21 protein-coding genes and 1 pseudogene are annotated in these 24,594 nt (G+C 41.7%); 5 read left to right on the top strand and 17 right to left on the bottom strand.

Going from position 1 to position 24,594, the window contains the following annotated elements:
* Positions 1–44 precede the first annotated feature (44 nt).
* The 12 genes and pseudogenes from ACT3RN_RS07585 to ACT3RN_RS07640 form a co-directional block, all read right to left on the bottom strand.
* Entirely contained in the window at positions 45–1,337 is a 1,293-nt protein-coding gene (locus ACT3RN_RS07585; protein WP_071001775.1) for a hypothetical protein, read from the bottom strand.
* Positions 1,338–1,512: 175 nt separating this feature from the next.
* Positions 1,513–2,346 (bottom strand): twin-arginine translocase subunit TatC, encoded by an 834-nt coding sequence (gene tatC, locus ACT3RN_RS07590; RefSeq protein ID WP_025645697.1) that lies wholly within the window; start codon positions 2,344–2,346, stop codon positions 1,513–1,515.
* Positions 2,343–2,729, bottom strand: coding sequence for a Sec-independent protein translocase protein TatB (gene tatB, locus ACT3RN_RS07595; RefSeq protein ID WP_192992010.1), 387 nt, complete (start codon positions 2,727–2,729; stop codon positions 2,343–2,345). The genes tatC and tatB overlap by 4 nt, the downstream gene beginning before the upstream one ends.
* Before the next feature lie 227 nt (positions 2,730–2,956).
* Positions 2,957–3,118 (bottom strand): annotated as a pseudogene (gene tatA, locus ACT3RN_RS07600) (Sec-independent protein translocase subunit TatA); the annotation flags it as partial.
* A gap of 84 nt (positions 3,119–3,202) precedes the next feature.
* Positions 3,203–5,839 carry a copper-transporting P-type ATPase gene (locus ACT3RN_RS07605; RefSeq protein ID WP_226945082.1) on the bottom strand — a complete coding sequence of 879 codons (2,637 nt, stop codon included), beginning with the start codon at positions 5,837–5,839 and terminating at the stop codon, positions 3,203–3,205.
* Between the two features lie 290 nt (positions 5,840–6,129).
* On the bottom strand, positions 6,130–6,594 hold the full coding sequence (locus ACT3RN_RS07610) for a DUF305 domain-containing protein (protein ID WP_226945083.1): 465 nt from the start codon (positions 6,592–6,594) through the stop codon (positions 6,130–6,132).
* A gap of 57 nt (positions 6,595–6,651) precedes the next feature.
* A complete protein-coding gene (locus tag ACT3RN_RS07615; RefSeq protein WP_442060714.1) occupies positions 6,652–7,716 on the bottom strand; it encodes a copper resistance protein B in 1,065 nt (354 codons plus the stop codon).
* A gap of 31 nt (positions 7,717–7,747) precedes the next feature.
* Positions 7,748–9,445: a copper resistance system multicopper oxidase gene (locus ACT3RN_RS07620; protein WP_192992013.1), complete on the bottom strand. Its 1,698-nt coding sequence runs from the start codon at positions 9,443–9,445 to the stop codon at positions 7,748–7,750.
* 67 nt (positions 9,446–9,512) lie between these two features.
* A complete protein-coding gene (locus tag ACT3RN_RS07625) occupies positions 9,513–10,142 on the bottom strand; it encodes a DUF411 domain-containing protein (RefSeq protein ID WP_192992014.1) in 630 nt (209 codons plus the stop codon).
* Between the two features lie 139 nt (positions 10,143–10,281).
* Positions 10,282–10,878: a c-type cytochrome gene (locus ACT3RN_RS07630; protein ID WP_025645677.1), complete on the bottom strand. Its 597-nt coding sequence runs from the start codon at positions 10,876–10,878 to the stop codon at positions 10,282–10,284.
* A gap of 125 nt (positions 10,879–11,003) precedes the next feature.
* Positions 11,004–11,282 carry a hypothetical protein gene (locus ACT3RN_RS07635; RefSeq protein WP_192992015.1) on the bottom strand — a complete coding sequence of 93 codons (279 nt, stop codon included), beginning with the start codon at positions 11,280–11,282 and terminating at the stop codon, positions 11,004–11,006.
* Between the two features lie 134 nt (positions 11,283–11,416).
* The gene (locus tag ACT3RN_RS07640; protein ID WP_093068413.1) at positions 11,417–11,743 is read right to left on the bottom strand and encodes a hypothetical protein; all 327 of its coding nucleotides are present in this window, start codon (positions 11,741–11,743) and stop codon (positions 11,417–11,419) included.
* A gap of 227 nt (positions 11,744–11,970) precedes the next feature.
* Between ACT3RN_RS07640 and ACT3RN_RS07645 the strand changes: the two genes are divergently transcribed.
* Complete coding sequence (locus ACT3RN_RS07645) at positions 11,971–12,705, top strand: heavy metal response regulator transcription factor (RefSeq protein WP_025645672.1); 735 nt, start codon at positions 11,971–11,973, stop codon at positions 12,703–12,705.
* Positions 12,695–14,248 (top strand): ATP-binding protein, encoded by a 1,554-nt coding sequence (locus tag ACT3RN_RS07650; RefSeq protein ID WP_192992016.1) that lies wholly within the window; start codon positions 12,695–12,697, stop codon positions 14,246–14,248. The genes ACT3RN_RS07645 and ACT3RN_RS07650 overlap by 11 nt, the downstream gene beginning before the upstream one ends.
* 100 nt (positions 14,249–14,348) lie before the next feature.
* Here ACT3RN_RS07650 and ACT3RN_RS07655 read toward each other — a convergent pair whose 3' ends face one another.
* Both ACT3RN_RS07655 and ACT3RN_RS07660 read right to left on the bottom strand, forming a co-directional pair.
* Positions 14,349–15,368, bottom strand: coding sequence for an MFS transporter (locus ACT3RN_RS07655; RefSeq protein WP_192992017.1), 1,020 nt, complete (start codon positions 15,366–15,368; stop codon positions 14,349–14,351).
* 27 nt (positions 15,369–15,395) lie between these two features.
* Complete coding sequence (locus ACT3RN_RS07660) at positions 15,396–16,172, bottom strand: hypothetical protein (RefSeq protein WP_192992018.1); 777 nt, start codon at positions 16,170–16,172, stop codon at positions 15,396–15,398.
* Positions 16,173–16,419: 247 nt separating this feature from the next.
* On the opposite strand from ACT3RN_RS07660, the gene ACT3RN_RS07665 reads away from it, so the two are divergent.
* On the top strand, positions 16,420–17,394 hold the full coding sequence (locus tag ACT3RN_RS07665) for an alpha/beta hydrolase (RefSeq protein ID WP_192992019.1): 975 nt from the start codon (positions 16,420–16,422) through the stop codon (positions 17,392–17,394).
* 86 nt (positions 17,395–17,480) lie between these two features.
* Here ACT3RN_RS07665 and ACT3RN_RS07670 read toward each other — a convergent pair whose 3' ends face one another.
* Both ACT3RN_RS07670 and arfB read right to left on the bottom strand, forming a co-directional pair.
* The gene (locus ACT3RN_RS07670) at positions 17,481–18,185 is read right to left on the bottom strand and encodes a hypothetical protein (protein WP_192992020.1); all 705 of its coding nucleotides are present in this window, start codon (positions 18,183–18,185) and stop codon (positions 17,481–17,483) included.
* A gap of 125 nt (positions 18,186–18,310) precedes the next feature.
* Positions 18,311–18,724 (bottom strand): alternative ribosome rescue aminoacyl-tRNA hydrolase ArfB, encoded by a 414-nt coding sequence (arfB, locus tag ACT3RN_RS07675; RefSeq protein ID WP_192992021.1) that lies wholly within the window; start codon positions 18,722–18,724, stop codon positions 18,311–18,313.
* 283 nt (positions 18,725–19,007) lie between these two features.
* Here arfB and ACT3RN_RS07680 point away from each other — a divergent pair, with 283 nt between their 5' ends.
* Positions 19,008–20,882, top strand: coding sequence for an autotransporter domain-containing protein (locus tag ACT3RN_RS07680; RefSeq protein WP_192992022.1), 1,875 nt, complete (start codon positions 19,008–19,010; stop codon positions 20,880–20,882).
* Positions 20,883–21,112: 230 nt separating this feature from the next.
* Positions 21,113–23,398 carry a TonB-dependent receptor gene (locus ACT3RN_RS07685; RefSeq protein WP_192520207.1) on the top strand — a complete coding sequence of 762 codons (2,286 nt, stop codon included), beginning with the start codon at positions 21,113–21,115 and terminating at the stop codon, positions 23,396–23,398.
* A 168-nt stretch (positions 23,399–23,566) separates the two neighbouring features.
* Here the strand turns inward: ACT3RN_RS07685 and ACT3RN_RS07690 are convergent, their stop codons facing one another.
* On the bottom strand, positions 23,567–24,199 hold the full coding sequence (locus tag ACT3RN_RS07690; protein WP_192520208.1) for a hypothetical protein: 633 nt from the start codon (positions 24,197–24,199) through the stop codon (positions 23,567–23,569).
* Between the last annotated feature and the right edge of the window lie 395 nt (positions 24,200–24,594).

Below are 24,594 nucleotides of genomic sequence, written 5' to 3' on the forward strand. Positions count from 1 at the left end.
GTAAACGTTACTTAAGAAGCCAAAGCTACATGTTCATGCTATGTTCAGACTTGAAAAACAGGCGCAAAGCCACCCCCTGGTGTGCGAAAGTTAGTCGCTTGGCCTTGATAGATACGCCCAGCAGTTAGTAGCAGCTGTCCTGCATAGGTATAAAGACGTATATCTACCTTTCTAGTCGTCACCACATCATCAATCTTTATTGATCGCTCTGTAGCAGGGATAAAGGTCTGCGCAATATAGCTTTCATCTAAAATAGTCTCGAATACGCGGCGGGTAATCTTGCTGCCACGGTAAACGCCCTTACTACCATAACCAGCTACTGGCTTAAAAAACAATTGTCTCCGAGTACGCCATAATTCTGCTGCATCCTCTTTTGTAACCATTCTGGTAGTTGGTACTGACTTTTTTAGATATTCTGCATCATCATCACCTAGTCCCCACGACTGCAAAGTTTGCGTATCGGATAGTAAAGTCAGGTTGCGCTTATTAGCGAATATAGCATGGGCATGCGGATTGGGGGTTACTACTACCGCACCCTCTAAATAGGCACTTTTAAGCACGGCGTGGTTGGGGTTTTCAAAGGCGAAATCGACTAACCGATTATAGATCATATCAATGGGCTTGCTATGAGCTGTCAGTACACCATCAGCATAGTTAAGCTCAGACGGATCGAGTATAACGGTATCAATGCCTTTAGCTTGAAGTAGTTGGCAGGCCAGCTGAAACTCCAAATACATGAACTGGCTTTTGGGCTCATTATCCACAATAGCAATGCGATTGGGCATGCTAGTTGCCGATTGTCGCTGCCATTCTTGTATGAACATATTAGCGACCGCTTCTTCAAACCCATCAAGCATTTTAGTAGTAGCAACACTTTGCTCTGAGGGGCGACAGCAGTGTTTTTGTGCGCGGGCAAGTGCTACGTTTAAAAATGCGCCTCCAGCATTGGTATTGATCTCAATAAGCTTGGGGTCATCGCTCCCTAAGTGAAAGTCATAACCCATAAAGGCCCCTATTGGCCCCGGATCGAAAGCCGCGATATTGGGTGCCCACGACAGTACTTGCTGTTGATATGACGGTAGTCTAGCAGTCGACTCAATAGCTGCGATGATTCGCACCATTGCTTCTATCTCTGTCTTAGGGACGAACACCGGTGTCGCTGAAAACAGCTTATTAAGCTCATTGGCTCCTAGTGGATTATCTCTTGTGTTTACTAATTGATCTTGCAGGCTGTTATTAAGCGCTTTACGATCTAAAGTACGGCAATAGCACTCTTGATTAAGCTGATTTGCCAGATTATCATTCGTTTTGTTTTTATTATTAATTAGGGATTCCATTTAAATCTCATTACTAAGTTGAATGTACTGATAGGGTTTAGGGGACAGCCAAAATAAAAAAAGTGTCTTAAATGTTTAAGATAAGGTTATTTTTATAGTTACTTTACGAAATAGTCATTTTGCAAGATACTTAATTTGCAATATATCTAGTTTATAAATTAGCTACTTTGCAAGGTTATACGGTTTTACGCTCTTCTTTAATGAGTACTTTCGCTAAAAACAAACCTAACTCGAACAGTAGCCACATTGGAATCGCGAGCAATAGCATTGACACCCCATCGGGCGGTGTGACTACCGCTGACACAGCAAAACAACCGACGATGATATATCGGCGCTTACTCTCTAGACTCTGAGTGGATATGATACCGACCATTATCAATAATAAAGTAACCACTGGAATCTCAAAAGTGAGTCCAAATACCATAAATAACTTTAGCGCAAAGCTTAAATAACTGTCGATATCGGTCATAGGTATAACGTTTTGCGGAGCGAATAAAATAAAGAACTTCAATACGCCTTTGAGTACCACAAAGTAGGCAAAAGCGACACCAGAATAAAATAGGAATATCGAAGATATCAGCACTGGAATAGTGATTTTTTTCTCTTTTTTATATAATCCAGGCGCTATAAATGACCAAATTTGATACAGAATATACGGCATCACTACAAAGGCAGCAACGAAAATCGTCAAGCGAATAGGTGCCATAAAGTTCGAGGTAATATCAGTAGCAATCATAGTCGAATTCGCAGGCAGCTGCGCAACCAGAGGGTCTGATAAAAGATTGTAGAGCTCACGCGAAAACCCTACCAATGCTAAGAAGACGATCAAAACGGCTACGCATATTTTGATGAGATGCTTGCGTAATTCAATCAAATGCTCAGTAATAGGCATGTCGCTAAGCACATTCAGCACATTATCAGTCTCAACATTATGGGTAGCATCTGACGCCTTAGCATCTGTATTTGCTAACTTTCTTTGGCGACTTTTTTGGCGCTTAAATAAGCTCATTTATCCCCCTTCTCTATAGCTGAAGAAGAGGAAGTATCTGGCTGATGATTTTGCTGCTGAGGAGTGTTTGACTGATAGGAAGTATCTAAGCTTTGGTTTTGCGAGTTTTCAAACTTATCCATACTACCGCGCATCTCGGCTAACTCACGCCGCATGTCTGTCTCAGTCTGACGAATCTTTGCCAGCTCATCTTGCATCTGTTTTCGTGTCTCAGCCAAATCAAGCTCAGACTCTATATCAGACTGTAAGGTTGAAATCGTGCGACGCAATTTGGCATACCATTGCCCAGCGGTACGTGCAGCTTGTGGTAGTTTTTCTGGGCCCAAGACAATTAAAGCGATGACTCCAAATAACAGTAATTCGGAAAATCCAATATCAAACATAATGGGCAAATATATTAGTTAGTAGATTATTAAATACGGTTAGCGAAATACCTCAAGCTCTACACTTTGTTGTTATCATCAGCGATAACAGGCCTAACTTCTAAATCATCAGCCTGAGTGCTGCCCCTAGTATTTAGGCTATTAGTATCTAGGTTATTAGTACTTAAGCTGTTAGTATTTAAATCATTATTTACAGTTGAAGTAGTGGTTTCATGGCTAAGTGCTCGATTCTTGCAGGCATGTTCAGTTTCTTCATCTTTGACCGCTTCTTTAAAGCCCTTTACCGCACCGCCTAAATCTTTACCCGCATTTTTAAGCTTGGCAGTACCAAACACCACTACTACGACTACTAATAAAATCAGCCAATGCGTAATAGAAAAGCTACCCATAATATTATCCTTATTCCTAGTTTTTAAAATGCTCTATACTCGTCGTTGTGCTTTAGCTTTAGTGGTCAATTTATAACATTTACATTACAAATCTAGCCGCCGTAATCTAAGCGCATTACCAATCACCGATACTGACGATAAGCTCATCGCCGCTGCTGCTATCATCGGGCTTAGTAGTAAACCAAAGGCAGGATAAAGCACGCCTGCGGCAATGGGTACGCCGATGGCATTATAAATAAAGGCAAAAAACAAATTCTGTCTGATATTCCGCATCGTTGAGCGGCTCAGCTTATGGGCTTTGGCTATACCCATCAGATCGCCTTTGACGAGAGTCACGCTAGCACTCTCCATCGCCACATCAGTTCCCGTACCCATAGCGATACCGACATTCGCCTGCGCTAGTGCTGGCGCATCATTGATACCGTCTCCCGCCATAGCCACTATTTTGCCGCCATCTTGCATCTCTTTGACGATACGGTTTTTATCTTCTGGTGAGACATCGGCATGGACGTCATCGATGCCTAACTTATTAGCGACCGCTTGCGCGGTTTTTTCATTATCACCCGTTAGCATGACGACTTTTAAACCGGCACCATGGAGCAGTTTTATCGCATCGGCGGTGCTTGGCTTGATCGGGTCAGCGACTGATATTATCCCAGCCGCTTTGCCATCTATAGCGACGAACATCACCGTTTCGCCCTCTTTTCTACGAATATCGGCTTTACTTGATAACTCACTATCAAAACTGTTTAAGCTCTGCATCAGTTTTGAGTTACCGATAGCGACTTGCGTGCCATTAACTAGCGCTTGTACGCCCTCACCCGTCGTTGAATTAAAGTCCGTAGCGTTAGGGATAATAAGCGACTTGTCCTTAGCAGCTCTCACGATAGCTTCTGCTAAAGGATGTTCGCTAGCCGTCTCTACTGCGGCGACGAGAGCCAAAAACTCATCTTTATCTTGACCTGCCAGCGCCTCGATCGCGGTCAGCTCAGGTTTACCAGCGGTTAATGTGCCAGTCTTGTCAACAACGATAGTATCGACTTTTTCCATGCTCTCAAGCGCTTCAGCGTTTTTGATAAGGACGCCATTTTGCGCGCCCATGCCTGTGCCGACCATAATAGACATAGGCGTTGCCAATCCAAGCGCACAAGGGCAAGCGATAATAAGTACGGCGATAGCGTTAACGATAGCAAACGCCATGGCGGGAACGGGGCCAAAGATGGCCCAAACGATAAAAGTTAGGATTGAGCAAACAAGCACAATCGGCACGAACCAACCTGCGACTTGATCAACGATTTTTTGTATTGGGGCACGACTACGTTGAGCTTCAGCGACCATTTTGACGATTTTGGATAACACCGTGTCGTCACCGACATTGACCGCTTCAACTAATAAGGTGCCAGTACCATTAACGGTGCCACCCGTAACCGGATCGCCTGATACTTTAGCGACAGCAAGCGGCTCACCGGTGACCATCGACTCATCAACATTACTACTACCCTCAATGACCATGCCATCTACGGGAAGTTTTTCACCGGGTTTGACGCGCAGTTTATCACCACTGACCACTTCTTCTAGAGCAACTTCTACCTCAGCGCCACTCTCATCCACTCGTCTCGCGGTTGGCGGTGCCAGCTCAAGTAGCGCTCGAATCGCACCTGAGGTTTGACTTCTGGCTTTGAGTTCCAACACTTGGCCTAACAACACTAAGGTAGTAATAACTGCGGCGGCTTCATAATAAACCCCAACTTGACCTGCAGAATCTCTAAAGCTATCGGGGAAAATATCAGGGAAGAAGGTAGCCACAATACTAAACCCATAAGCGGCGCCAACCCCTATGGCTATTAAAGTGAACATATTAAGATTGCGGCTTTTTATCGATTGCCAACCGCGTACAAAGAATGGAGCCGCGCCCCAAATGACCACTGGCGTTGCTAATGCTAATTGTATCCACTGCGCCACTTGTGAGGAGATATCGTACTCACTAATAGTATGCAGATTGATACCGACCATATCGCTCATGGCATAAAGAAAAAGCGGAATGGTCAGTACGGTACAAATCCAAAAGCGCCGCGTCATATCGTCAAGCTCTGACGTATCTTCCTCACCCACCGTTACCGTTTCGGGTTCTAACGCCATGCCGCATATCGGACAGCCACTATTTTCAACGTCTCTAACTTCAGGATGCATAGGACAGATATAGACGGTGCCAGTATAATTTGCTGGCACTTTGTCGTATTTGCCGCCTTTGACTGATTTTACTTCGCCGCTTTTAGTATGATTTCCATGACAATGCGCATGAATGTCTTCATTGTTGCTTGCTTGATCATCTCTTAAACCAGCGACCTCATTTTCAGGTTTAAGAAACATACCGCATATTGGACAGTCGCTTTTTTCAGTATCTCTAACCTCGGAGTGCATAGGACAAATGTAAATCGTACCATCATAATCTGCTGGCACTTTATTGTAATTGCTGCCCTCGATGACTTTTGCTTCGGCGTTGCTGTTATTAGTTGAATTGGCGCTGTGACCCTGTGTATGGTTGTCTTTATCATCGCTTGAGTTAGCTACTTCGTCTTCATGTTTAAGAAACATGCCGCATATCGGACAATCACTAGCTTCAACATCACGAACCTCAGGATGCATGGGGCAGATATAGACTGTACCTTGATAATTTTTGGGTACTTTGTCGTACTGACCATCTTTTACAGATTTTGACATCGTCTATTACTCCCTTACTTTTAACTTCTAACTTTAATATTTAATGATTATTATTATGTTAGTGTTAACAGATTAATTATTGACAACTAAGTATAGGATTTAAGCAACTATCAAAACTTAATTTGGTTTACGCAAATACTTAAAAAGAGCCATAACAGCTAATACTAATAGAGCGAGAAACAATAGCGCGATGACGACGCAGATAATCATCATGCCCTAACCCATACCCTGCATCATTGATCCATTCATCATGCCATGCATCACAAGAATTACTCCTTACTTTTTAGTACTTACTCCAAGTCATCAATCAGCTGCTGCATCTCACCGATTTCACGTCTTTGGGCTTCGATAATTTCATCAGCCAATTGACGTACACGTGGGTCTTCAATATCAGCACGCTCACTAGTTAAGATAGCAATGGAGTGATGCGGAATCATCGCTTGCATCCAGTCAACTTGGTCGACCGTTTGCTGAGAGCGTACGCCCCAAAGACCAAAGGCAAATAAAACTACGCTAACCCCATAAACCATCAAGTTTATCTTGGTTTTTTTATACATATTGGTCATAAAGGCGAGCATGATAATTGCCATTACCGCGCCCATATACAGCGCCATATAAGCTCGGGTTTCACTAAAGTAAATATGATCCCACTGATAGGTGTTAAAATACATCATGATAAACATCACCACTGTGGATGTTAAAATCATTAGGGTAAATTTCACATATGGATTCATCTGATTTTTGTTGTTATTCATATTATCCCCCTATAAAAATATGTTATTAATTCCTTTATCAACTCACAATGTACAATCTTAGAACCAAAACATCACACCAGCAGTCAGACTATTAGAATCAACAGCTTCGTCTTCTTGACGTCGCAAATCTCTTGCGTTGCCTAAAGCGGTCTCATAGCTGATACCCACATAAGGCGCGAGCTGACGACTTAACATCTCGTAAGTAAGCCTAACGTCAGCCCCAAACTCATTAAAGCCTTTAGTAATATGGTTATCTGTATCATCTTTGCTAAATGCCGTCAGCTCTACTTCTGGAATCACTACCCAATGTTGATCTAAGCGCCACTCATACTCCGCACCTAGATCTAGACGAACTTGCCCATCAGTATATAAATAAGCTCTAGCATCGGTTTCGATGAAGTAAGGTGCAGTGCCTGCAATACCAGCCATCACGGCAGATTTATCATTTTCGGTATCATAAGCAACACCGGCTTCCCCATTCCAAAAAATACTAAGTGGCTTCCAGTAAGATAGTGAGGTTAAGCTATCAATTTCTTTATCATCTTTAGTTTGGATACTACCTTCGCTACGTAGCGTTACGCGGTTGCTGTCTGTACCGTACCACGTATCAAACTCATAATTGATTTGATCATCGTCAAATTGATAGCCCAGATCGTCTACTGATACGCCCCATAACGGTAAGCTACCCATCATCACAGGCTTACCAAAGCGACCATAGGGAACACCGTTTGAATAGTCAGGACTGCGAGCATCAGCTGGAGCTTTACCACCTTGCATACCTGACATATCCATACTGCCATGGTCCATGCCTGACATATCCATGCCACTGTGATCCATATCCGACATGTCCATACCAGACATATCCATTTTGCTATGATCCATATCCGACATGCCCATACCAGACATATCCATTTTGCTGTGATCCATATCCGACATGTCCATACCAGACATATCCATTTTGCTATGATCCATATCCGACATGTCCATACTACTATGGTCCATATCTGACATAGTCATGTCTTTTTTAGCAGTGGCAGGGTCAGCAGCATTAGCAAATGATGATGCTAGTAATACCAATGATGATACCCCAGCGAACCGTAAACCCACTTTATGTATTTTCATCTCATCTCTCACCTATCAACCAAAGATTTGCTTAAACGACCGCCACTTCTCTGAACATACCGGCTTCCATATGATAGAGCAGATGACAATGCCATGCCCATCGACCAGCTTCTCCTGTGACATCAAAGCTAATTTTTTGAGCTGGTTGCACCATTATCGTATGTTTGCGAACTTGAAAATCGCCATCAGGCGTGCGCAAATCGCTCCACATACCATGCAGATGCATAGGGTGGTTCATCATAGTGTCATTGACTAAGGTAATACGCACACGCTCGCCCGGTTTGATATTAACAGGCGATGCGTCCTTAAACATAATACCGTCTAACGCCCAGATATAGCGCTCCATATTACCGGTTAGATGTATTTCAATCTCTCGAGTGGGCTTGCGCTGCTCGGCCATTATTTCATTGCCAACAGAATGCAGTTGGTTATAGGTTAAAACCTTACGATTAATATCACGCAAATTAATACCCGGATCATCGAGATTCATCCGTGGACTATCGACGCGCATATCTGTCTTAAAGTCATATTCGGTCTTAGCATGACGGGCATCATAGCCATTAGCACCCATAGCCCCCATCATATCGGACATAGTTAGCCACTCAACATCATCCATAGCAGGTATGGCAGCGCGAGCGCCTCTTTTAGTGGCAAGCGTTGTCGCAACATAGCCTGACCGATCGATGTTTTGGGCAAATATGGTATGCGCGTCACGGGTTGGGGTGACGATGACGTCATAAGTCTCAGCCACACCGATACGGAAGTCATCGACATCAACGGGCGCGACATCATTACCATCGGTGCCGACCACTTTTATTTTGAGCCCTGGAATGCGCACATCAAATATGGTCTGCGCGGAGCCATTGATAAAGCGTAGTTTGACCGGCTGACCTGTTTTGACCAATTGCGACCAATTCGCCGCTGTCGTTTTACCATTCATAAGATAAGTAAACGTGGTCTCACCAGATAAATCAGTAAAATCAGTCGGCATCATGCGCATCTGGTTCCACATTTTACGTTTATCATAAGCCGCCTCAAGATCCGTAGCGGCAATATCGGACAATAGCTTTTTAAAGTCTGGCAGATGATAATTATCAAAGTCAGCACGCTGCTTAAGTAGTTTTAGCAGATTATGCGGATCGCGATGCGTCCAATCACTAAGCAGGATAACGTGATCTTCCTCGATAGGATAGCGTTCGCGCCCTTTAGGTTCAATCACAATAGCCCCGCGCATACCGGTCTGCTCTTGGAAGCCAGTATGCGAGTGATACCAATAAGTGCCTGACTGTGTCAGTTTAAATTTGTACGTGAAGGTGCTACCCGCAGGAATACCATCAAAGCTGATACCCGGTACGCCATCCATCTCAAACGGCACTAAGAGGCCATGCCAGTGAATAGAGGTCGACTCATTCAGCTGATTATGGACTCGAATGGTGACCGTATCGCCTTCTTGCATCTTAAGCGTTGGCGCAGGCAGTGAGTCATTTATCAGCGTTGCCATGCTTGACTTGCCGTTGACCGTTATCATCTTCTCACTGACATAAAGATCAAATTCATTACCCGTTAGTATAGGTACAATGTGATCGGCTCTATCACTATTGACTACGACATTTTGGCTTTTAGTTAAAGCACTATTAGCCATCGTCGGTAGTGTGGATAGCATCGACGCGCCGAGCAAGGTGGATGACCCTGTCAAAAAACGCCTGCGGTTAAATCTGTTTTTATTCATAATATTGACCTAAGTTAATCCATGAAATGAGAGTTGAACTTATATATCTGATAACTTATTAATAGAACTACATCTGCTGCGCTGGCGACTCAATAGCCGCATACACTTGAGTGCTGCCATCCTTGTTCAATTGAATGACTTTATAGGGCATAAATTTATCTTGATATTCCATGCCCGGACTACCAACTGGCATACTCGGTACCGCAAGACCGATGGAATCAGTTGGCGGATTGGCTAGAAACTGTGCCATGTATTTGGCAGGAACGTGACCTTCAAAAACATAACCATTAGTAGTGACGGTGGTATGACAAGAGCGCATTTGCTGCGGGACACCGTAACGCTCTTTAAATAAAGATAAATCTGTAACGTCTTGCGCAGTTGCGCTTAGACCATGACCTTCGGCATAGCCTACCCATTCTTTGCAGCAGCCACAATTAGCATCTTTGTAAACTGTAGCCGAGACGTTTTGTAGAATTGTCGACCCAGTACCTGAATTAGCACTGACAGACATCATTTGCGGTTGTGGTTGCTCTATTTGAGCACTTTTGGTGGCAAGCGTTGGCTCAGTTTGAGTAGAATTTGAAACACTAGTATCGGGCTGACTACAAGCCATTACTGTTGACGTTGCTACTAGTAAAAGAGCAGAAGCTGATACCTTTTTATGTCCATTGCCCATTATATTTATATAGCGTCTCATAACTTACTCCTAAGCGTCTGCTTATCTGTTGAACCTTCTAAAGATTTATACCCTATAACTAAGTGTAGTATAGGCAAAGTTTAAATCCCAAAAGGCAGCACTATTTAGCACTGCGCTTTTATAAAGGAATATGGAAGAATTAATGCTGCATTCCAGCTCCACCTTCTGACATATCCATCATGTCGCTATTCAGTGACATATCCATCATGTCATCATCCAGTCTAGTGGTTAGCATGGTATACTGATTCTCATTTAACTCAGGTAGTGATCTAATAAAAGCGACCATTGCCCACATTCTATCGTCGTCATGAGAAGCACCCCATGCTGGCATGCCTGATGCCATAATACCGTGCTTAATCGCCCAAAAACTTTGCTGAGCTCCTGCATCCGTTTTATAACGATCAACTACTTGCGCATTAGTGAAATTAGGTGGCTTAGGGTATAGGCTCTCACTAAAATCAGTGCTCTCTACCCCAGGAGACAAATGGCAGCCTGCGCACATATCTTTGTAATCGGCACCGCCTGAGCTAATCATCTCTACTTTTTCTAAATCTGGAACAATAATGTCCTTGCTAGCGTAGGCTATTGAACGGGTGCGAGCCGTCTCCAAGAAATTATAAACCAATGGACTATGTCCTTGATCAGCGCCAATATTAATGACACCACTCATAACCACAGTAAAGACACCAACAATAGCGACCACGACAGTGAAAAGTACTCCTAGTAAAAACTTCATGGGTTTATCCTAAAATTCATTTTCTTTAATACCCTACTCTTAGCGTCTACAAATATTTCCTACAAACCCTTATTACTGATTGATGAAACTATCTAGCAGTAATAAAGGATTTATAAAATCAATGTTTAAGAGTCACTTTTATCTGTTACGCAGTGCTTTTGATACATTTGTTTCATTTTACCCATGTTAGCCATCATCGCTTTCATGGCGGGATCGTTCATATCCATTTTGCTATGATCCATTTTTTGCATCATTTGCATATGCTTTTCCATTTTTTCACAGTTCATCTGATCTTTTTCAGCGTGCATTTTAGGATCATGTGCTAGAGCTGAGGTTGAAACGACTAGAGCGACGGCAGTGGCTACGATTGCTTTAGGTAAAGACTTTGATTTAAAGAGTGACATGGTTAATCCTTAATTGATTTAGTTGAGGGTACATAAAGCTTTAGGATATTAATTCAGTCTAAAGCATAACTTATTGATTCTGACAGAGAGATGACAGCAAGATGACAATATTGTCATCTTGCTACTTTTATATTTTAATGCTGCACGTATTCATTTAGTATGGCATCAGCATTTCTATCACGATCGCTACCATATTTTTTTATAAAATACTTTTCAGACTGCAGATGTTGATCTTGATGCTGAACTTGGCAAGCGACTCGTGCATCAACATAGCTTTTCATTTGAGCATCAGACATCTGCGCGTTATTGTGATCTAGATTTCTGGCAAACGTAGTTAAGTTATCGCAATTATCGATAATTGAAGTGCTTAGATTGGTAGTATGCGCATTAGCTGCTGATATACCGATAAGCATCGAAGCGGATAGCAGCACCACTTTTTTGAATGAACGATAGCTTTTCATATAACATCCTTAATAAATTATTAAATATTGAAACTAATTACCTGTAGTAATAATTCATAGTAGCTACTCGTATCAAGAATGAGCCGCTATGTACTATAGGTATAGATTAACAAACGAAGACTGACCATTTGATGACGAGCGCATGACATCTTTGTCAGATACCAGTCCGTTTTGTCATTTATATTGATTTGGGTATTATAAAATCATAATTATATTGAAGGATTACTATGAAAGTACTACTAGTAGAAGATGAATTAAAACTCGGCGAATATGTAAAAAAAGGCTTAAGTGAAGCAGGCTTCATTGTTGATCATCAGCTGACAGGTTTAGATGGCTACCATGCTATGATGACTGAAGAGTTTAGCGTGATACTCATGGATGTTATGCTGCCTGATGTTAGCGGTTTTGAGCTAGTACGTAATTACCGAGCGGCTGGCAAGCATACGCCAGTGTTATTTCTAACCGCAAAAGATGATTTAGATGACAAAATCAAGGGGATTGAGATTGGCGGTGATGATTATCTGACCAAACCTTTTGCCTTTGCAGAGTTAATAGTCAGGATAAAAAGCTTATTACGACGCGCCAATCAAGCCGACTATAAAAGTACGCTCATGCAAATAGCGGATCTCAAAATGGACATTGCCAAGCGCACTGTACATAGAGGAGACACGCCCATTAAACTAACCGCAAAAGAGTTCTCCCTATTACAGTTTCTATTAGAGCGCCGCGGTGAAGTATTACCACGCTCAATCATTGCTTCACAAGTATGGGATATGAACTTTGATAACGATACTAATGTGATTGATGTGGCAATAAGACGTCTGCGTATAAAAATAGACGATGAGTTTGATACCAAGCTAATTCATACTGTGCGTGGCATGGGCTACCGATTAGATGCTGTCGACGTTTCAGCTAGTAATAAAGCTGCCAGCGAAACGGAAGATAGCCAATATGATAAATAGATTGGACAATCGACGCTTACCCTTACTATGGCGAACTATGTTTTTATTGACGATATTTGTCGTTTTATCGCAGTTGATAATCTATATCTGGGTACAGCACTCTGTTAAAGGCCATTTTGAGCAAATGGATGCTGAAATCATTACCCACGCAGCCTTTAATCTACGTAAGCGCGTAACAGAGGCGGATAACCAAATAGCCTCTCAGACACTACCTAAGCCTCAAAGTCCATCAAACACTCAACAACCGCTAAGCTCGAAAGCTGCTTCAAATCTACTTCCTACAATAGCCACAGAAAATGATGATCACCTGCATTCATCAGCGCTAGATTACGATCTAAAAACTATCATTGCTGATAAAGAGGGGCGATTGCTATCTAGTACTCCCAAAAACTTTGCTAATGAATTAAGTGCCGACTTTAACCTATTATCATTACAGCAAAATCATGATGACAGACAGTTTGTAATAAATATTAAAGACAGACGTTATCGAGCTATGGTTATTGGAGACGATGACATGCTTGCCCTTATCGCCTTACCCATTGACGTGCATCATCAGTATTTATTACAGTTTAACCGTCAACTTAGTCTGATCCTATTTGCCATCACACTACTGTTGGTTTCAATAGCAGCCTTAAGCGTGTATTGGGGTTTTGCCCCTTTATCCACTATCGTGCAAAGGATGAAAGGTATTCATCCTGAAAGATTGAGCGAAAGAGTAATAGTTAGTGATATGCCATTAGAGCTAAGACCTTTAGCAGAATCCTATAACTCGATGATGGCTAAGCTTGAAAGCAATTTTGAGTCGTTGTCGCGATTTTCAGACAATATCGCGCATGAGCTACGCACGCCAATAGCGACGCTGATTACGCAAACGCAAGTCATGTTAAATAAGCCTAGAGAGGAAGAGGAATATGTCGAACAATTACATCAGCAACATGACACCTTAGAGCAATTATCGGCGATGATTAACAACATGCTACTGCTAGCAAAAACCCAAAAAGGACTGAGTGATTCGCAAGTGACTACTGTAGATACTGAGGTCCTAATCAATAAGCTGTTAGATTACTTTGAAATGATTGCCGAGGATCGTAAAATAACTTTTGTAAAATTAGGAGATTTTAAGGCAGTATTAGGCGATGAAGGTTTATTACAAAGGCTATTTGCTAATCTGCTATCAAACGCGATCTACTACGCCGCTAGTAATAGCGTCGTCACAATATCAGCCACTGTCAACACTCCAAATACTTCCGTTAATAATTATAAGATGCTTGAAGACGATCAAAGTAACACTCAAACCGCGAAGCAATCTTGGCTAGAGATAACTTTTACTAACCTTCTAGAAAAACCTCTAAACCAAAGCGAAGCAGATCGATTGTTTGAGCGCTTTTATCGTCATGATAAAACTAGCCAGCACCATTCAGGATCAGGTTTGGGTTTATCTATCGTTCAGGCTATTGCTAATGCTCATAAAGGGACGGTCAATATCACTAACAAAGATGAGTATTGTTTTGAAGTTACTGTAGGATTATTGATTGCTAAGTAGCATACACCTCAATATCCTAGTGTTCAAAATATTAATAATATGTAGACCTACTATAGGTCTATTTTATTTTGATAAGTCGAAAGGCTCTGAATGCTATTATTCATATAGTGTATAAGGCTAGATTATGAAGTCTAATTTTCTTAGGTGATGTTGTTGATATGGGGGTTTGAATCAATACTGGCAATAGCAACAGACATATCATCAGCCCTACTGTTTGGGTAATACTAATAATATTGCTATGTAAGTATATTTTATTACTAAATAATCTGACGTTAAGCAATGGATGGCTGTGACGGCTCTCATATATCCACCAAGCCACTGCAGACAGTAAAAATATCGCCGATACCAATACCAGTGATAAAATACTGACGATACTAGAACTAAAATTCACTTCTAGCGTGCTCAACCATAACATCATAGCCAGTAGCCAAATCAGCAAGCTGACAAAACCAATGCTATCAAAGGAGCTACTTGCCGTTTGGGAGCGAATATTAGGCAAAAACAGCCAAACCATGATCACCACTGCCACACTCAATGGCAATGTGATGGCAAACAAAGTCCACCATGCAAACTGCTCGACCAAATACGCGCCAATCAGTGGGCCAAATGCCAATGACATCATAATAACAATGCCCCACAATGCCATCACTCTTCCCTGTCGCTGTTGCGGGTAGATCTGATAAAGCATGCCGATAGACAAAGGGATAATTAGGCCGCCGCTAAATCCCTGTACTGTTCTAGCAGCAATTACATACCCCATGCTAGTGGCTAGCATACCAATCACCGACCCCAACATAAACCCGACAATAGCTACCAAATAAACGGATTTGAACGGCAATCTTTTATTCAAGTAACCACTCAGCATCAGCCCCACACTCATGGCTAGCACATAGGCGTTTAGCACCCAACCCACTATCACAATATCGACATCAAACACCGACATAAAAACAGGAATGGCAGGATTGAGGGCACTATTACTAAAACTCACCACAGTACCGCCAAGTAATAAGGTTAGCAGTACATGGTGAGTCTGTTTATCACTTAAGCCGTGGTCGCTCATAAGTGTTTTTTTTGTAGAAGCTTTATCTATACAGATTTCGCTTGTAGAAGTTTTACTCATTCAATAATAGCGCCATGTCATAAATACTTATAACCCTCTAGCCTTATCCGACGTCACAGTATAAAAGATATTAAAAGCGCTGTTGGCACCCGTCTTGATAACCTTACCATCTACCACTGCACTGGCTTCAAAATCAACACCACCACCTGCGTGCTCGCCGCTAACAATATTTGGCAACGTTAATGAGTTTATGACTACGTTTTTATTGGTGACAGGAATATTAGGTTTGGTTAATTTCGTACCGCGTGGTTTTACCACTGTTCCTGCTGCTAGGTCTTTAGCCACATCATCATAAATAATATCAAAGCTTAACAATTGAGCCTGATCCAGTTTTGCCTGTCCATTTACTACAGGAATACCCACAAGAGATTTACTACCACGGTGAATCATTCTATTATCCATCACACTCCCATCGTCACGTTTTCTCCCTTCAGCAGCCACCGAGCTGGTACGATTGATTATCATAACTTTGTATCCTGGGACTGCAACATCTCCTTCTCCATCAAAAATATCTGCCATCAATTCTTGTGCATTTTGCGCATTATTGACAACAATTCGAGCAGAAGTTTCAGAAACTGGATAATCTTGGCCATCAATAGTTAAATAATGAATATCGGCATAGTTGCTTTTTGTTTGCATGATAGTAGAAGTCACAGAGTGCGTCGGCGGTATAGCATCTTTACTCGATAACAACGTTGTATTTTGACAACCAGCAATCCCTAAAGATAAAAGGGCAATAGATAGTACAGAATGCTTAGATAATAAGAAACTCTTGCCTAAATTTGCTTGCATTGAATACGACATAATGGGCTCTCATAATATAAAGTTTGATAAATTTGATAACATCAAAAATACAATATTGATAATGATTATCATTTGTATTATATTTACTGAATTATAACATTTTGTCAATATTTATTAATCACTCATTCTTATGCGTGATGAAATAGCAATAAAAATACGATAAATGAGTCTATATTCAAAAAAGGAAATCATGTCGGTATTTAAGAGATATCTGTCGATAATAACAATTATAGCTATAGGAACAGTCATGTCGCCAAGTTATGCCCGACCCGACTTGACCACGCCTGTAGATATGAGTTTATTGCATGCCAAAGACACTGGCTATCACTTTGTATATCATGACTTTAGTGCACCTGCACCCAAATCATCCTCTTTTAGAGAAGGTAGTTCAACTACCATAAAACCTTATGCCAGTCCTCGTCATTATCGAGTATGGTTGGCTATTCCCAAGCAGTATATAAATCAGCAGACTACTAATAATGCCGTTAGCCACTCTACCAGAGTGCTCTATATACTCGATGGAAATGCCGCCATTGGTGATTTAACAAAAGACACCATGCTCTCATTATCAAATGTTACGCCGCAAAACAATGCACCTGCTTTGGTTTTTATTGGTTATCAAATGCCTTACCGCTTCGATGTCGATGCCAGAGCATATGATTACACACCACCATTATTGGCTCAGAGAGAGCAACGAAATGTGTTTCAAGAAAAAGGGAGAGAACGATTAAATGGCGGTGCTGAAAATTTCTCTCAACTGATTGAACAAAAAATCAAACCATGGGTATATCTGCAACTGGAGGGAAAGCCTGACCAAGAGGGACTTTGGGGACATTCTTATGGTGGCTTGTTCGTATTGTATAATTTGTTAGAGCATCCAGAATCTTACCAACAGTATTTCAGTGCAGATCCTTCGCTATGGTGGCAAGATGGGGAAATGCTAAGATATTGGAAGGCATATCAAAGCTCACCTGAAGCACAGCGTTCAGATATCTATGAAAACAAACGGCTCAGACTGACTTTTAGTCAGACAGCAGAGCAACAGTCCAATATAGAGACGCGTCAAAATCATTCAGCAATGGCTCCCAATACGCCAAATAAACAAGATTTTGCGGAGCAGCTCTGTCACGATTTTCAGCAAAACTGTCGCTATCAATTCTATGATCAATCTCATGGAGAGCTTTTTAAAACCTCTCTATTAGAGAGTTTACAAAAATTTTAAGACATCAATAAATAAGAAAAATCTATACCCATCACCCTATCGTATGTCCATGCTATTTAACATCAACTCTACACAAAATGGGAATGTTACTCCGCATCATCCAATAACTTGTTAAACGTGTCTACCATTGCATCATCTATGATGTTGTCTTCTACATAGTTTATGATCTGTTCTATCGTGGTTAGATCCATCGCTTGAATGCCGAGGTCGGCTAGCTGCTTATTGATAGACTCTAAGCTCTCACTGTCTTCAGAGTCATCTAATAAATGCTCTTCGAACCTTCCTCTGACGAACCAATACATTTTTTCTAGTAGAGTCTCTTGTTTGGTCAAAGTAGAGTAGCCATCACCATAAATAAATAGATTGAAATGATAAGCCATTTTTATATCATTAATGAGAAAATTACGCTGACACTCTAATGTATAGGCTTGAATATCTTTATCTTCAGCACCTTCTTTATCTGTAGCCTCCTCATCATACTCAATGACCTCTTCTATCAGCTCACCTAGTATTTGATAGTCGCCTGTTTTGATTTTATGGTTATAAATGATACAAGCATCAGAGATTGCATCAAAAATAATGGCGCTGATATCTAACGTATTATCATCAATGTCGTAGAAACTTTTTAGTGCTGGTAAAAACTCAGTCAGTTTATCTTCGGACACTTGTATTAGACATTGCTGCTCATATATTTTAATCATGTCTTCAGGTGCATAAGTATTAGCAGTATTAGTCTCATTCCTACCAGTAGGCTGTAAAGGTAAAAAGTTATACGGGTTATCATTGGTCATTCAGAACGGCCTTTTTATTTAGATTAGCGTTATTTGATACTTGTTCAGCATCTATAGAGCTATTGTCTCTTATTCAGACAATTTTAGATATGTAATCGACTCAAAATAGCAGTATTTATAACGTGCTAAAAGTCTACTTTACCTCGCAGCGCCTTGGTTTTACCCCGCTGCGTTTTTTTGTCCATACGTTTACGTTTAGCATTTCTGCTCGGTTTGGTAGGTTTGCGATTTTTGCTGATATAAGTGGCTTGTATAATAAATTGTTGTAAGCGCTCGATAGCATCTGCCCTATTTCTTTCTTGTGTGCGAAACTGCTGCGCTTTCAGCACAAACACGCCTTCTTTACTAATGCGGTTATCAGTATTGGCCAATAACCGCTCCTTTTGTAGAGCGCTAAGACTGGAAGTTTTTATATCAAAACGTAAATGAATCGCAGAAGAGACTTTGTTGACATTTTGCCCGCCAGCACCTTGTGCACGTATGGCGCTAATCTCTACTTCGTGGTCGTTAAGACTGATGGTGTTGCTAATAAAAATCATGATTTGCTTTTATATAAATAATCCATAATGTCGATTCATCATAAATCATTATCGACGAAGCGGCTACTTGCGATATCGATAACTCACATAAGTGTGAGACCATGATAGTCCAACATCAATCTTGCAGCAAATATAGCTTAATAGACAAGCATCACACTTACTCCAAAGTTAAAGAGCACTCGTGACCTAACACAGGACTATACAGTCAAATAGATTGCTAGGATTTTAAAAAATCGTTACAATCGAGTTATAATCTCGCCATATTTACGACAAGGAAGTCGATATGTCTTATCATACAACTCGTACTATTGTTAATCCCTCTATTCTAAAAACCCTTACTAAAAGCATGCTAGCAGTCACACTTTGCACAGCAGGATTGGCTCATGCTAATGATTATAGTAGCGTGACCTTTTTTGGTGACAGCTTAACCGATGGTGGTTATTTCAGCCCTCTTACCCAAGGTATCTTTGGCCTAGAAGAATCAGGGCAGTTTACGACCAACCCTGACAACACATGGGCGACCTCATTCGCCGAGCAACTGGGAACCACCGCTGTCGCCAATACTTATGACGGTAGCCAGACGGGTAACAATTATGCCATTGGCGGTGCGAGAGCGGGCGAAGACGTCACGGCTTTTGGTATTCCAGTGGCTTCTGCCAATAGTCAGGTAAATAGCTATATTGCCAATAATAAAATAGATCCTGATGGGCTCTATGTGGTTTGGGCAGGTGCAAATGACTTACTTGCCGCAGCAGAAGATCCAGATAATGCTGAAACTATCATTACATCAGCAGTAAACAGTCAAGTTGACACTATTGGCACTCTAAAAAGCAGTGGTGCAAACTATATCTTAGTACCGAATGTTCCTGATGTTGGTCTTACACCTAGGGCCATCGAACAAGGTGCAGTGGCACAAGCGCAAAGTACTTATATCACCAACTTATATAACCAGTCCATGTATATCGGCGCTCAAAATACAGGCGCAAATATTATACCACTGGACACCTTTAGCTTACTACAAGAAGTCGCTGCCAACCCTACGGCCTTTGGTTTTACTAATATTACGACAGCAGCCTGTAGTACAGACAGCTCGCTAACCTGTGGATCAAGCGACTTAGCCACTCCAGACGCCAATGAAACCTACTTTTTCGCTGACGGTATCCATCCAACAGGCAATGCCCACCAAGTAATCGCTGACTATGCCAATGCCGTCGTCACAGCTCCTAGCTTAATCGGTGTATTACCACATATCGCGACCACCACAGGACTGGCAACCAATGAGCGTGTGCAATCACACATCAATCAAATCCAAAGCAGCGAGCAAAAACCTGCCCGCACATTATGGGCAGTCGGTGAAATTGAAAACCAAGACATTGCAGGGTTTGAAGACGAGGGCAACGCACAAGTATTATTGGGTGTCGATTTTTCTCATCCCAATTCAGCAAATGCAGTCACAGGCATATATGGTAATATTACTCAAAATCAATTTGAGGACTCAGGCGTTTCTACTGGCTTAAGCAATATTGAACTGGATGAAGTCGGCTTGGGTGTTTATCACAGCAATACGCTAGACAATTTTGGTGGCATACAGATTAATGGTGCCGTTGGTTTTGGTAATATGGATGTGGATGTCACACGTGCCGTCACGCTCGGCAACTATCAGCAAGAATTTAAATCCAATGCTGATGGTAAACGGTTTTATGCCAACGTGCAGGCGGGCTACCCAATGCAAGTCAGCAGCGTGGCTATCACTCCTTATCTTGGTGCAACCGCTAATCGTGTAAAGATTGGTAAACTTGAAGAACAGGAAAGCTCTGGCATCGCCATGCAGTTCGATGAACAAAAGTATACGACAACCTATGGCAAGCTTGGGGTTAAAGCCAATCATAACTTAATGGAAAGCCTGAACCTATTTGGTGATATTCATTATCAAAAACAGCTGAGCGACAATCGTGAAGCGGTAACCGCACGTTTAAACACCCTATCTAATATTAGCTTTAGCACACCGATGGTAGATACTGACGATGATAGCCTCGGCATGACGCTTGGGCTATCTAAAAGCTTCGGTCTGTTAAATGCCAATGCTGGTATTAGTCACTCACAAGGCGATGATGATGAGTCAACGAGCTTGTTTGTCGGACTCAGCGGTGCCTTTTAGGTTATAACGTCACTAAATACTTATTCGTTCTACTATAATTCGCTTCACCATAATATAGAAACTGCCAAATCCTAAAAATGTTTGGCAGTTTTTTTGTTTTTCACTCTCTTAAACGAATGCAATCTTCGCAAACATATAGCTAATCTTGCTTACCAAAAGATAACTTATAGACATGTTTTAATGATAAAGGTATCATTAACAATTCTCATTTACTATACGGTTTTGTCCTTATGTCTAAGCATCATACTTCCTCTTATGCTTTACCCTACTCTCGTTTGTATAGTGCAATTTTGACTACTGTGAAGACCTCTAAAAAAGCCCCTATATATCTGGCCGTAGGCACATTAGTGCAGTTCAGCCCAGCATTTGCTGATACAGCCATTGATACTGACGCAAGCGCTCAGCCTAGTACGACGCTTGAGCCTATCGTTGTCGTCGCCAATCAAACGCCAAAGGCTATTTCTGATATTCCAGCGACTGTCTGGTATATCGATGAGTACAAAGTCGATGAAGCTGCCCGTACTGGTAAGCGTCTAGGTGATTTTATCGCTCAAGAAGTACCCTCTCTCGATTTGGGTAGCGGCGGACGCACGAGTGCAGGTCAGAACTTGCGTGGACGTGACATGCAGGTGATGATTGATGGTGTGTCACTGAATTCCTCACGTGCTATCAGTCGTTATTTAGACTCAATCAGTATGGAAAACATCGAAAGTATCGAGGTACTATCTGGTGCATCAGCGGTGTATGGCGGCGGCGCTACAGGCGGTATTATCAACATTAAGACTAAAAAAGCACAATCTGGTGAGCCACAAGTTACCACTTCTATACAGGCAACTTCAGGCTTCCAAGACGAAGACGACATCTCTTATAAAGGTCACGCTTCTATCGGTGGCGGTACAGAAACGGTCAAAGGTAATCTAGCCGTTACCTACGAACAAACTGGTTCTTTCTTTGACGGCAGCGGTCAGATACTCGTTCCCGATACCACTCAGGGTTCGTTGCAGGACAATGAGACCATTGATATCTTAGCCAGCACACAACTACAGATTGATGACCAGCAAACTTTAGACTTGTCAGCACAGTACTATAAGAGTGAGCAAGATACGGATTACGGTATTCAGTATGATCTAACCACTTATCCATTCGGTGCCGAGATTAGTGATGGTTTTGAGAGTGATCGACAAGCCAGTACGGAACGTCAGCAGTACAATGCCAATTACCACAATACTGACTTATTCGGTCATGAAGTATATGCTCAGCTATCACATCGTACCGAAGAGCTGAGTTTTATTCCCTTTATTTATGGTACCTATTTTGCCGCTTCAGAGCAGTCAACTGATGTGACTTCAGCACGTCTCGCATTGAGCAAGGACTGGACTGATAAACTCAAACTAACTTATGGTATCGACGGCTATCAAGACAAACTGGATAGCAATCAAATGATATTCAATCAAAGCACAAGTCTAGCTACTGGTGGCTTGGTCAATGATGAGTTTGCAACTATCGGACGCTACCCTGGTACTGAGGTAGACTCTATCGCGGGGTTCATTCAAGGCGATTATGAGCTAACCAATACACTAAGCGCGACTGCTGGTATGCGCTATCAACACCTGAATAATAAAATTGATGACTTTGTCTCTACCACAGTACAGACTGATATTGCCTTGGGCAATGCCACTGGCGGTGATGCAATCCCTGGTGGTAGCACGGACTATAATGTTAGCTTATTTAATTTAGGTCTCAATTATAAACCTACAGACAACTTACGCTATTTTGCGAACTTTTCACAAGGCTTTGAGCTACCTGATCCTGCTAAGTTTTATGGTCAAGGCATCTACTCAAAAAATGCAGCCAACTATTATGAGCTTGTTAACGGCTCTAACGTTTCAGGTACCGAGCTTGATGGTATCAAAACCGATAGCTACGAGTTAGGTACTTCGTTCAGTCACAATAACTTGACGGGTCAACTGACGGGTTACTATAGCCTATCAGATGGCAGTATTGACTATGATCGTAGCACCCTACTGATCACTCAAAGTGATAATAAAAAGCGTGTGTATGGTATTGAAGCAAAGGGCGACTATGCGATTAATGACAATGTGAGCATCGGCGCACTAGCGCATTGGGTCAAAAGCGAAACGCAAGTCGATGGTGACTATAAAGACACTGTCGTGACTGACACCAGCCCAACCAAATACGGCTTGTGGACACGCTGGGAAGATGAAAATCAAGCGCTTAAGCTACAAGCGAATATGATGCGTGATGTCTCAGGCTACGACTCAAGCAGCGACTCTACGCAAGAGCTAGATGGCTATACCACCATTGATCTTGATTACACTTACTTCTTGCCTTCAGGCGAGTTTAGTCTAGGCGTTCAGAACTTGCTCGACAAAGACTACACCACCGTTTGGGGACAGCAAGCTCAGATCTATTATGGTAGCTATGCACCTAAATCAGTGTTTGATTACAAAGGCCTAGGACGTACTTACACGCTTGGCTACACTCATCACTTTTAAGTGACCGTTCAACTCATATCATTTGAACCTAAAAAAGTCCCTATTCAAAAATGAATAGGGACTTTTTTATTTTAATACCTAGGCCACGCACTCAGTCTCAACTGAGAGATATCATATGGAGCAAAAATCGCTTATCCTATATCGCTTATTCTAGAAAAATCTTTTTATTCACACATCACTAGATTTTGGCAGCCCATACACTATACTCTTAACCACTCCATTATTTCTCTCAACTATCAATCGATAGCCTTTAATCACTCCTTTATAAGGCAAATCACTCGCATACTGCTGATGATGCTTATAGATTTTCTCTTTCACTATAGACGTACGTGCTACCTCTTTTAGTTCGGAAAAATCATCAGGCAAGCGTATATGAGCCAATCGCGCCGCATTGCCATGAGATATCCAGTTTGTGCCACTGAACTCAAAATCGATATCAGCTTGTAAACTATATTGAGGTACGGCATTGAGATAATGCGCTAAATCATATTTAATCTGAGATATATCTTCTGCAAATGGCTGATATGGCATCTCAATCACTGCAAATAACTTGACTAAAAATTCATCAGCGGTAAAGTACTTATCTATATAGCTACCATCAAGCCCAAGAAACCTGCTCGACAATACGTGGCGCAGACGCTCACAAGCTGGAATGGTATGTTTTAGTGGGTAGCCCATTTTTTTGACAATATCTTGCGAACGTAGCTCAAGCGTGTCTATCTGATTAATCGCATATTGTGCCAAAAAATGATGTGGATAGTAACGGCGGGTATATTTGGATTGGTTAGCAACGTGGCTCATGAGATTGAACACCTTAAGACTCCTGTAACTCCGACAAAAAAGTATAAATTAGGCACAAATGAGGATGTCGGAGTACAGGCTCATGCGCTTTACCAGAATTATTTTACATCGTGCTGGAAGTTGCAAGGTTTGTCACGCCGCCATCAAACTGTCGCTATGGATGGCAATGACAAAACTGTTAAACCCACGATAATTCGTTAAATGATAATAGCACATCAGATGATAAAAAATAAATACTGATATGTATACTTGCTTGTAAAGGATCAAACACACTCTAACGACATACTAATACTTTCACTAGATGTATACGTGATACATCAAGCGAGGTTAATGCTGTGAGACTTTTATAGTGGAGTTCAAATAATTTCGATACAAAAAAACCGAGTACAAGCGAT

The organism is Psychrobacter sp. AOP5-GZ1-6, assembly GCF_052376345.1.
Classification (GTDB): Bacteria; Pseudomonadota; Gammaproteobacteria; order Pseudomonadales; family Moraxellaceae; genus Psychrobacter.